Annotated in this window: 13 protein-coding genes; 2 read left to right on the top strand and 11 right to left on the bottom strand. The window is 38.0% G+C overall.

The window, feature by feature from the left end:
• Positions 1-109: 109 nt before the first annotated feature.
• From DMI82_RS19750 to dcm, 3 genes are read right to left on the bottom strand one after another with little or no spacing between them, the layout of a single operon-like run.
• A complete protein-coding gene (locus DMI82_RS19750; protein WP_158526442.1) occupies positions 110-283 on the bottom strand; it encodes a hypothetical protein in 174 nt (57 codons plus the stop codon).
• Between the two features lie 24 nt (positions 284-307).
• Complete coding sequence (locus DMI82_RS08715; protein WP_110103093.1) at positions 308-1,207, bottom strand: Eco47II family restriction endonuclease; 900 nt, start codon at positions 1,205-1,207, stop codon at positions 308-310.
• The gene (gene dcm / locus DMI82_RS08710) at positions 1,208-2,440 is read right to left on the bottom strand and encodes a DNA (cytosine-5-)-methyltransferase (protein WP_110103092.1); all 1,233 of its coding nucleotides are present in this window, start codon (positions 2,438-2,440) and stop codon (positions 1,208-1,210) included.
• A 181-nt stretch (positions 2,441-2,621) separates the two neighbouring features.
• Here dcm and DMI82_RS08705 point away from each other — a divergent pair, with 181 nt between their 5' ends.
• A complete protein-coding gene (locus tag DMI82_RS08705; RefSeq protein ID WP_110103091.1) occupies positions 2,622-3,080 on the top strand; it encodes a very short patch repair endonuclease in 459 nt (152 codons plus the stop codon).
• Positions 3,081-3,129: 49 nt separating this feature from the next.
• On the opposite strand, the gene DMI82_RS08700 is transcribed toward DMI82_RS08705, so the two are convergent.
• The 8 genes from DMI82_RS08700 to DMI82_RS08670 form a co-directional block, all read right to left on the bottom strand.
• On the bottom strand, positions 3,130-3,504 hold the full coding sequence (locus tag DMI82_RS08700) for a TnpV protein (RefSeq protein WP_110103090.1): 375 nt from the start codon (positions 3,502-3,504) through the stop codon (positions 3,130-3,132).
• Positions 3,505-3,508: 4 nt separating this feature from the next.
• Entirely contained in the window at positions 3,509-4,924 is a 1,416-nt protein-coding gene (locus tag DMI82_RS08695) for a plasmid recombination protein (protein ID WP_278308642.1), read from the bottom strand.
• A 242-nt stretch (positions 4,925-5,166) separates the two neighbouring features.
• Positions 5,167-5,394 (bottom strand): DUF5348 domain-containing protein, encoded by a 228-nt coding sequence (locus tag DMI82_RS08690; RefSeq protein WP_035124999.1) that lies wholly within the window; start codon positions 5,392-5,394, stop codon positions 5,167-5,169.
• Between the two features lie 117 nt (positions 5,395-5,511).
• Positions 5,512-6,849: a virulence-associated E family protein gene (locus tag DMI82_RS08685; RefSeq protein ID WP_110103088.1), complete on the bottom strand. Its 1,338-nt coding sequence runs from the start codon at positions 6,847-6,849 to the stop codon at positions 5,512-5,514.
• On the bottom strand, positions 6,794-7,468 hold the full coding sequence (locus DMI82_RS08680; protein WP_055056240.1) for a CHC2 zinc finger domain-containing protein: 675 nt from the start codon (positions 7,466-7,468) through the stop codon (positions 6,794-6,796). The genes DMI82_RS08685 and DMI82_RS08680 overlap by 56 nt, the downstream gene beginning before the upstream one ends.
• A gap of 186 nt (positions 7,469-7,654) precedes the next feature.
• Entirely contained in the window at positions 7,655-7,825 is a 171-nt protein-coding gene (locus DMI82_RS20065) for a hypothetical protein (protein ID WP_165854697.1), read from the bottom strand.
• Between the two features lie 18 nt (positions 7,826-7,843).
• Positions 7,844-8,896, bottom strand: coding sequence for a site-specific integrase (locus DMI82_RS08675; protein WP_110103087.1), 1,053 nt, complete (start codon positions 8,894-8,896; stop codon positions 7,844-7,846).
• A gap of 13 nt (positions 8,897-8,909) precedes the next feature.
• Positions 8,910-9,101 (bottom strand): helix-turn-helix domain-containing protein, encoded by a 192-nt coding sequence (locus tag DMI82_RS08670; RefSeq protein WP_009243123.1) that lies wholly within the window; start codon positions 9,099-9,101, stop codon positions 8,910-8,912.
• Between the two features lie 210 nt (positions 9,102-9,311).
• On the opposite strand from DMI82_RS08670, the gene DMI82_RS08665 reads away from it, so the two are divergent.
• Positions 9,312-9,845 carry a helix-turn-helix domain-containing protein gene (locus tag DMI82_RS08665; RefSeq protein WP_110103086.1) on the top strand — a complete coding sequence of 178 codons (534 nt, stop codon included), beginning with the start codon at positions 9,312-9,314 and terminating at the stop codon, positions 9,843-9,845.
• Positions 9,846-10,092: the final 247 nt, after the last annotated feature.

Raw genomic sequence — 10,092 nt, 5'->3', positions numbered from 1 at the left:
TGCGAGAGACACCTTCTTTCGTAAATGTTGCAAATGTTTGTTTTGGCACTTTCATTATACAACACATGGAATCGAGGTGTCTTTCTTTTATGCAAAATCACGAACTTGCTCATTTATAGATATCTAGAATGTCTTCTGTTAAAAGTGTGGTACAATTATTTTTCAACAGTCCTAGTTGCTCTGAAGTAAGTCCTCTTTTTCTAAGCCTTTTTTTCACTTCATCTTCTTTTATTCCATCTTTATCTGCTTTAAAAACAATCGCATCATATATTGTGTAAAACATAATCAACTGTCACCTATATACTTTTTATTTTTTTTCTTTATCACATACCGGAAACCTCTTAACATACTCATAAATTCTCTTAAGCATTCCGTCTTTATCTTCTCCTAATTCTCCACGGATTTTGTCACCAAATCCCATATACGTATTGAATCCAAGCATATATACAGCCATTGCCATAGACAACTCGTCGTTTTCATCACCATATAATGATGCCACTTTTCTCAATTCATCAATAACCGTATCGTGTGGTACTTCAACACCGCCTTCTTCATTTACAACAGAATTGATTACCTCCGGCAATGCCATACACATCTTATAAAATGCATCTTCTTCACCAGTGAGAATTGCATAAAACTGATCCATACTCACACGGCGAATCAATCTATGCTGCACGTTCTTCCCATCAACCTTTGTTGACCATTTTATATTCTGTGATTTCTTTGCAATTGCTTCAACCAACAGACATGCACAATCATCATCTTCCAGAATCTGTCCCTGCATCTTTATATATGTTTTTGCAGAAGATGCAGAATTCATAGTATTGTGTTTGTTTTTCATTTCCACATATATTGTATGCACAATATCTCCATCTGGCATTTGTATTCCATCTGGATTTCTGTAAATAACATCCCAGCCTGCCTGCGGGACTTCGCAACCTTTGAAATAGGAAAAAATATTCTGATGAAAATATCCTATATCATTATTGTTAGACTTATCTCTCTGCCGGAAAATTTCATTATTTACAATTTCTTCCCAGCTTGTACGATACACCGATTTATCAAAAATCAGCTTGATCGGATCAATCAGGTTACTATTGAACCGCTTCAAATCATACGATTCCAGTTTTTCTCCATATTTCATAATCGTTGCACGCACATGCTTCTTAAAATCCTCTTCTGATATAAAATCTAAATTCCACGCCATTTATTTTACCCCCTCTAATGATTTATGTATCTCTAACCCAATTTCATATGCTAAATTGACAGGAACAGCATTTCCAACCTGTTTATACTGAGATTGAACACTTCCACAAAATTGCCATTCATCTGGAAATGTTTGACATCTTGCATTCTCACGTACCGTAAACGGTCTTGCTTCCAATGGATGACATCTTTCTGTTTGCTTCTGAGACGGTGAAGTCAATACCGTTAATGACGGTTCATCCAGGCTCATTCTCCTAAGAATTCCTGTTCTTCCACCTTCCATATCCCAGCAACTTTTCATATATGCTTTTGCAATCTCTGGATCAATATCTCTCCAATATCCTCCAGGTGGAACTAATTCAAATATTTTCCTTTTATTTTCTCCATATGGTACTCCTGGCCCTTCTGGACAATCCAATAAAACATCTCTCAAAACAGGCTTATAATCATGTTCTTTAGGAAATGAGAATGAAACTTTTCCTACTAAATCATTTCTAATTCCAACAGTGATTAGTCTCTCTCTTTTCTGCGGTACACCAAAATCCCACGCATTTAAAACCTTTTTCTGAATGGTATATCCCGCCTGTTCAAAAATATTTGTTATCGTTGCATATGTTCTTCCCTTATCATGAGTCAGCAATCCTCGCACATTTTCAAATAAAAACATCTTTGGCTGTAATTTCTGTAAAAAAGTTGCATAGTGATAAAAAAGTGTTCCTCTTGCATCTTCAAGTCCTAATCTTTTTCCAGCATAAGAAAAAGCCTGACACGGTGCCCCTCCTGATAATAAATCCAGTTCTCCTTTTTTTATACCAAAATAATCTTCCAAATCCAAACAAGATATATTAGCTATATCATCATGAATAACTCTCCAGTTCGGCCTATTGGTTTTCAAAGATTCTGCCGCATCTTTATCAAACTCTATTAGTCCCAATGGTTCAAATCCAGCTTTTTCTATCCCCAAAGCCAAACCGCCAGCTCCAGCAAACAGTTCTATGGTTGTAAATGCATCGCTATCGATTTGTGGTGATTTTTCTTTTTTTATCTCTACAACATCTTCTATCTTGCAATTTAATGTAAAACATATTTTTTCTATTGATTCAAATGAAACTGGCTCATTCTTTCCTAATCGAGCTAATACATTAAAACTTATTCCTGACGCTTCCTTCAATTCTGTGCGGTTCATTTTTTTATCTATCAGTAATTTCCATAATTTGTCATAACAAATCGCCATTAAAATTCCTCCAAAATCAAAAATAGTACAACTCATATTTTACCATATACCACAATTAGCAACAAGCAATTTTCTCACTATATCGTTAGATTTCCTCTTGTATGTTTCTTATCCCCTTTGCTATTTCTTCTGTTTTTTGATAATATATTTTCATCAGTTCAAGCAGAAAGAAGGTACCTATATGTCACGTGATTCCGCTACTGTTTCAAACAATATGCGTAAGATCCACAGTAAAGATACTTCCATAGAACTATTGCTCCGAAAAGTTCTATGGCACAAAGGTTATCGCTATCGAAAAAATTATAAAGCTCTCCCTGGTTCTCCTGATATTGTTCTTACCAAATATAAAATTGCTATTTTTTGCGATAGTGAATTTTTTCACGGAAAGGATTGGGAGATTCTCAAACTTCGGCTTGAAAAAGGAAAAAATCCAGATTTTTGGATCAAAAAAATCGAGCGAAATCGTAATCGTGATTATGAAAATGATAAAAAGCTTCTATTCCTAGGCTATACTGTTCTTCACTTCTGGGGGCAAGATATTTCCAAACATACAGATGAATGTTTACAAGCCATTGAAGAAGCCATTTGGGATACAAAATTTTCTGATACAACCACTGACTATGATATATCTGAAGAATAATCCCTCCTATACATGAGGCTGTCCACAACTCCTGCAGACAGCCTCTTTCCTACATAAAGATTATACTTTTATATGCTATTTCTTCAGCAGTTGCTTGAATATTATTCTTCCTCCTCACCCATTCCATCTGATCCTGCATCTTCAATTCTTCCGTCACGCCCCACTGTTCAGCCATCTGCTCCACCAGTATCTCGACTTTTTCTCTCGCTTCCTTATCAACCTGATTCAGATGCTCCGTCAGCTTCCCGGTCAGTACCAGATACTGATACCTTGCACTCCGGTGCTCTTTCAGAAACTTCTTTCGCATTATTCCATATTTCCCATATGTAGGTTCCTCCTCATTGATTTCCAGGTCTGGCAGATAATAATCTCCATGCAATGTGTAGCTCAGTCCGTTCTTTTCATCATAAATCTGTTTCTTCATATCCTTACAACTCCATTCCTCTGTACTTTGCTTTATTCTTCTTAATTTGTGCATTGTGTTCTTCACTTCGTTCTTTCGCCCACGGTATGCGATCACTTATTTTTTTCGGCATTTGCTCTTTCTGCTTTTTTGCTTCAAGTTCCGCCTGCATTCGGATATCGTCCTGCACCAGTCGTTCTACCATATCTTTCCCCAGCATGCGTAAAAGTCGATTATATCTGTCCGCAAGCCCCTGTAGTATTTCTTTCTCACCGGATAATTTCTGATAATCTTTCTGAACTTCTGCCAGTTCCTTTTTTGTTTTTTCATGCTCTTGCTTTTTCTTCTGAAACTTACTTTTCCAACTATCTCTTTCTCTTGTAAGTTCTTTCACCTGTGCAGCCATCGCACCGATTTTGTTTTTCATTTCAATGAATAATGGTTTTATTTTCTTATCCCGGTAAGTTACCGCACGTTCCAATGCTGTAGCTTCCGGCAGAAATGTTTTGATCATTCCATATTCTTTTATTTCCTTACTGACATTATCCATCACTGGTTGCAGGAATTCTCTTCTGTCTTCCAGTTTTTTCAATTCCGTTTCTGCTTTCTCCGCACGTTTTTCCGCTATCTCTTTATCTTTCTGGAACTGAATTTTTTCTTCTTCCAGTAGCTTGATATCTGCCCTTGCTTCTACAATCTGAGAAGTCAATCCTTCATTCTCCACTGTCAGATTTTCTTTTTCCTGTTCCAATTCCTGCACTTCCTTTTTGCGTTCTTTTTTCTTGAAATTATAAACATCCAGATGTTCTTCATGTGTGCCTTTCTGTTCCCATTCAATTCCATGCTGCATTGCAATTTCTGCCAGCACTCCTTTTTCATGATTTATCCACTGGTTCAGTTCTGTATCATGCTTATTTCCACCTTGAAATCCAAGACTTTTCAATGCCTGTTTCAGTGAAACTCTGGTATCCATTCCTTTTCCCTTCCAGTTGGTCACATAAGGAACAAAGTCAATATGCAGATGCGGAGTAGCTTCGTCCTGATGCAGATAGCAGCTAAATACCCGAAGTGTCGGATTCCGCTTCTGGAAGTCTTTCACATATTCGTCCAGTATCTTTACAGCCAGATTTCCTTCTGATGTTCCCACTGCCATATCCTCACGATTTCCTATCTGGAATATCACTTCATGGAACAACTTCTCCTGTTTGCCCTGTCGGATTTTTTCATAATAATTTGCAATCTGCCGGTCCTTTCTTTTCCCGACATTGTATCTCTCCGTAGCATCGTCAAACAGTTCCTTATAAACTTCTTTCAGATTCTCATTCTTATAACAAATGTTCAATTGCACTCTGTCCGGATCTACATTTTCTGCTACAAAATTCCGTCTGTTATGAGCCAGTGAACCGGCTCCGATCATGCCACTGATTGTCCGTTTCATCATAAATTTTCTCACCTCTTTTCTACTCGAGTGCCAGACATGGCACATAATTTTTATTTACGCCAGTTATGGCGATATTTAAGAAATTTTCGCCGGATACGGCGGTTTTGTTACTTTTGTCAAAAGTAACGCAAAAGCACTTTCGACAGCCGTACCGTCCATCAAAAGTCCCCTTGCGCCCTGCCGGGGGCATAACGTCCGATGGACGTCTGCTTTACACCAGCCGAAGCGGATCATAGACCTATTTATCCAGGTATCCTTGCCTGCACATATTCCAGATCTCCACAATAAGGTGTCCCCACCAGATACCATTCTCTTGCCAGATTCATCTCCATTCTGGTCTGTACCCATTCATCACCTACCAGCACTTCCAGTCCTTCTCCACAGTGAAATCCTGTATCAATCCATAAGTCTGATGATAATAATCCATATCTTCCATTACTACTGTTGTATCCTAATCTTCCCTGTTTCATCATTTTCTGCTCCTTTCCAATTTGTAAACGGAATTTGTAAACGGGGCTCAAAAGATTTTAAAAGTTAACTTTTTAAGTTTTTCCTTCAAGTTCCGTTTACATCGTTTACAATAATCTTTACTCAAACGGTATCTCCAACTGTTCCGGTACTTCCATAAATCCGTCTTTATCTTTCTTCACAGAATCTTCCATCCTTTTCCATGAACGCTGTATTCCATATTCCTTTCCGAACCGATGTGTACCATGTGGTTTCCAGCCTTCAATTGCATTGTTCATAATATTAGCAATCTCTTTACCTTCCCACTGTTTCATTTCTCCGGTTCGATGTAGCGCTTCATCGAACAGAATTCTGGTACATACATACTCGTCATCGTAGTCATCAAGAAATGCCTGTATGATTCCGGCATTGGTATCTTCCGGCATAAATTCTTTTTGCAGACGCTTTGCCTCTTCCTCAATTTCCTTTGTAAATCCTAAGAACACATTTCCCCGTCGATACAGTACCATTGCCTCCGCCCAGGCCTGTTCGATATAAGCTTTGCTCTCTGCTTCATTATCCAGAATATGAACTTCTGCTTTCGACATATCTGTCATCACCGGAGCAAATCTTCTGTTTCCGGTTCTGTCCAGCGGAAGGAAATTCAGATCATTTGAAGTACCGCAAAATACACACTGTCTCGGTCTGTCTTCTGGGTGAACTTCATAAGGTACTTTATAAGTTTCTTTCTGTCTGCTCAGAAACGATTTTATCTGTTCAATATTCTTTGCTGTGATAGTTGCCTTCATTTCTCCCATTTCGATAATCCAGTGATTTTGCAGTTTTCTGTAAATATTTTCATCATCCAAATGATCCAGATTGTCGCTGAACCATTCTTCTTTTATCGCTAGATATTTGAAAAATGTGGACTTTCCGGCTCCCTGACTTCCAACCAGACACAGCATAATATCATACTTTATTCCCGGTTCATAAATTCTTGAAATCGCTGCCAGCATGTGCATTTTCATTACTCCGATTGTGTATTTACTCTTTTCTGCTCCCAGGAAATGCGGAAGCATATTTTCTATTCTTGGAATCCCGTCCCAGACCAGACTTTCCAGATAATCTCTAATTGGATGATATTTATTTTCATTGGAAACAATATCTACTCCTGCTTTGATCACACGCTCACTTGTCAGTTCATAATTTTCTTCCAGATACATTTTCAGATTATTTTCATCAGTATCTGTAACCGTAGAACTGTTATTTCTCCGTTCCCAAGGCACCTCTTTCACAATGTCCATTCTTCCAGAAAGCTCATTTCGTTTAATCGCTTTTTTCAGCACTGGATCTTTTTGTAATACGGTTACACAATTTCTGATTGTCTGCTTTGTTCTTCCTTTATCCGTATGCTCCAACATATCATTGACATCTTCTGTTGTAAGCATCTCCTCGTTCACAATATCTTCTAATTCCATCAAGGACTCCTCGCTGATATTCGTTAATTCTTTCTTCAATTTTTTCAACCTCCCTTCTCTTCGTCTTGAAAAACTCTACAATCTCTTCTCCTGTTCCAAACATCAGCACGTCCAGATAGTCATTTATCTTTCTTTCATTTGCCAATGCCTCCGTAAATAATTCGTGCCATTCTTCTTCCGGTTCTGGTCTGTAAAACTCTTTCCAGAACTGAATCCATTTCAGATATCTGATCAGCACGTCAGTTGCATGTTTCAACCACTGCTCCAGTTTTTCTCTGATCATCAGAACTTTAGGTTTCTTTGATATCAAAGTATTCCTGCTTTGGTGCGTCCTTTTGTATTTGTTTCTGTCTTCGACTTTTATATCCAGTCCAAAATCTTCTATCAGCTTTTTCGCAGCTTCATACTGTGATATTCCAAATAACCTTGCTGTAAAATCTATCGCATCACCGCCCACTCCACATGCAAAGCAGTGATATATTTTATCTGCCTTCATACTTGGGTGTCGGTCTTTATGAAACGGACAACACGCCATTCCATTTCTTTTTACTTTAATCCCGTAATGCTCCGCAGCCTGTCTGGCTGTCACACATTCTTTTACCTGTTCAAATAATGTCACTTCTACCTCCTGCCCCTCCGGGCAAGTCTCTGATGAACAGATATTCGGGAATTGTTGTATCTTTCAATTCGTGATATACTAAATCTGCCAAGATGGTATATCAGTGAATCTGATTATCAGAGAACTTGCTCAGATATTTTGTCTGGGCTTTTTCTTTTTGTCTGTCAGTAGTCATAGCTCCACTCCTTACACAAATCTCCTTGTTGGGATAATGATAATTTCAAATTTGCTTCCATCCTCTAATTCAAGAAGAATCGCATAATCCGAATCTCGATCCGGTAAAATGGAACTTATCTTCAGCTTCTTACTATAATTGAGCGTATCAAATATTTTTCTGACTACTTTCTTTGTTTTCATGTGTCTTTTCCTCCTTATTTAACGTTTGTTGTCCAACATCTCAGCTACCTTTTTTTGCTGTGACGGATACAGGTGACCATAAGTGTTTAATGTCATCTGAATATCTTTGTGCCCCAGTCTTTCCTTGATGATCAGTGGCTCTACACCCTGATAAATCAGATATGCTACATGGCTGTGACGGATATCATGCACTCTGATTGGTTTTATACCGGTCAATGCTTCATATTTCTTGAGCCGTTTCTGCAGTGTTCTCGCCACAATCGGAAATAACCGCTGATTTTCCGGAAATCCATAATGCTTCTTCGCATACTCCTGCACCTCTTCTTTAAGAAAATTAGGAATATCAATGGTACGGACTGAATTTTCTGTTTTTGGAGTATCAATCACATCTCTTTTCCTGATCCGGTTATACGTCTTATTGATATGCAGGAGATTTCCACTCATATCAAAATCTGAAAGACTCAATGCCAGAAGCTCTCCTTCCCTGATTCCTGTCCAGAACAGAATTTCAAATATCAGATAATCCTCACTCCCCGGCTCAATCCCGGCGATAAATCTGTCATATTCTGCTTTCGTCCAGAATTCCAGCTTATTTGCATCCGATTTCCCCATCTTTTTTACTTTCTTACATGGATTTTCCTTCAGATTATAAATTTTCTGTGCATGGTTAAACAGTGCATTTAACTGATTCTGAATCATACGCTCATAAGTCTTGCTGTATCCTTTTTCCTGAATGGTGTTCTGCCACTGGATAATCTCAGCCGGTGTAATCTCATTCATTTTTCTTGTTCCAAAATACGGAACAATGTGCTTGTTCATCATGTGCTGCTTATTACGGATTGAATTTTCTTTCAGTTCATTCTTTTTATCTTCAAAATAGACTTGAATAAAACTGTTCATCTCCATTTTCATATCCGCTGCAGTTTTTCTTATGAATTCCTTTTCATAATTTAATGCTTCTTTCTTTGTCTTGAACCCTCTTTTCAGCTTCTGTGTTTTCTTTCCTGTCCAGTCAATATAGCGGAAGCTCACATACCAGGTTCCCTGTGTTTTGTCTTTGTAAGCTGACATCTTAAAACCTCCTTCATACTGCTCTCTGAGAGCATCCATAAAATTTTGTTTCCCAGTAGGGACGTGGAATCTTTCCACGAACTGCTACATATCCTTCCTTTGCCAGTTCATCATTGAGCTGCTTCAGAATAGAATATGCTTTACTGCGTTTCACTCCTAATTCTTCCATGACATCATCAACAGTCATCATATAATTAGTTCTCATATCGTCCTCCTTTCCAGTCACTTTTGTGACTCTTTCGTTGTTCTCTTATAATAATTCACTTTTGTGAATTTGTCAATAAACATTTGCGAATTTATTTTTTCCATTCCATACCTATCGCTTTCGTATCAACAATTTGTTAAATCTCACTCTTTTGTATCATTCACTTTTGTGCTAGAATAGAAGCACAAATATTATTAAGGAGGCAGCATTATGATTGGTAAAAAAATCCGGGCATTCCGGGAATTTAGAGGATACAGTCAGATACAATTAGCCGAGCTGTCCGGCATTAACGTAGGAACGATCAGAAAATATGAACTGGGAATTCGGAATCCAAAACCGGATCAGTTAGAAAAGATAGCAACTGCACTGGGATTAAATGTTAGTGTTTTTCTGGATTTTAATATTGAAACAGTCGGAGATGTGCTCTCCCTGCTGTTTTCTATTGATGATTCAGTGAACCTTTCACTTGCTGAGATGCCTGATCAGAAGATTTCACTGACGTTCGATAATCCTACAATGCAGGACTTTTTCAGGAAATGGTGTCAATTTAAAAATGTCTATGAAAAGGAAAAAGCTGAAATATTAGCTATCGAAAATGAAGATAAAAGACAAGAAGAACTAGATAAGCTCAACGCTACCCAGGAAGAATGGAAACTGCGTGCTATGGGAACTACGATAGGTTGTCATACCATCGTTAAGAAAGGCACTGAAGGTAATGACATTAAGACGTATGATCTGACTTAATCCACAGTCACATCTCTGATTTGTGGATAAATCCACTTTATCTGTTATCATATTTGCGAAAATTATATATTTTGTTATCATTCTGTTATCACAAACGGTTGTCAGGACACTCTCCCGGCAACCGTTTTTCTATACTGTTCGTTATTCTTTTCCACTTTTTTTTATATTTCCAGGCAACAGAAAAACCCGTAGAACCGAAGTTCTACGGGTATCTTACGTTTGGACACAACGTTATCTTACGATAACA

Origin of the sequence: Blautia sp. BCRC 81119 (assembly GCF_003184505.1) — a bacterium.
Taxonomy (GTDB): domain Bacteria; phylum Bacillota; class Clostridia; order Lachnospirales; family Lachnospiraceae; genus Blautia_A; species Blautia_A fusiformis.
The sequence above is the reverse complement of the archived record's forward strand: the minus strand, read 5'-3'. Positions and strand labels throughout refer to the sequence as shown.

Excerpts from the sequence above, each read along its gene's own strand:
- DMI82_RS19750 (WP_158526442.1), bottom strand. The coding sequence starts at position 283 with ATGTTTTACACAATATATGATGCGATTGTTTTTAAAGCAGATAAAGAT.
- DMI82_RS08715 (WP_110103093.1), bottom strand. The coding sequence starts at position 1,207 with ATGGCGTGGAATTTAGATTTTATATCAGAAGAGGATTTTAAGAAGCAT.
- dcm (WP_110103092.1), bottom strand. The coding sequence starts at position 2,440 with ATGGCGATTTGTTATGACAAATTATGGAAATTACTGATAGATAAAAAA.
- DMI82_RS08705 (WP_110103091.1), top strand. The coding sequence starts at position 2,622 with ATGTCACGTGATTCCGCTACTGTTTCAAACAATATGCGTAAGATCCAC.
- DMI82_RS08700 (WP_110103090.1), bottom strand. The coding sequence starts at position 3,504 with ATGAAGAAACAGATTTATGATGAAAAGAACGGACTGAGCTACACATTG.
- DMI82_RS08695 (WP_278308642.1), bottom strand. The coding sequence starts at position 4,924 with ATGATGAAACGGACAATCAGTGGCATGATCGGAGCCGGTTCACTGGCT.
- DMI82_RS08690 (WP_035124999.1), bottom strand. The coding sequence starts at position 5,394 with ATGAAACAGGGAAGATTAGGATACAACAGTAGTAATGGAAGATATGGA.
- DMI82_RS08685 (WP_110103088.1), bottom strand. The coding sequence starts at position 6,849 with ATGGAATTAGAAGATATTGTGAACGAGGAGATGCTTACAACAGAAGAT.
- DMI82_RS20065 (WP_165854697.1), bottom strand. The coding sequence starts at position 7,825 with ATGAAAACAAAGAAAGTAGTCAGAAAAATATTTGATACGCTCAATTAT.
- DMI82_RS08675 (WP_110103087.1), bottom strand. The coding sequence starts at position 8,896 with ATGTCAGCTTACAAAGACAAAACACAGGGAACCTGGTATGTGAGCTTC.
- DMI82_RS08670 (WP_009243123.1), bottom strand. The coding sequence starts at position 9,101 with ATGAGAACTAATTATATGATGACTGTTGATGATGTCATGGAAGAATTA.
- DMI82_RS08665 (WP_110103086.1), top strand. The coding sequence starts at position 9,312 with ATGATTGGTAAAAAAATCCGGGCATTCCGGGAATTTAGAGGATACAGT.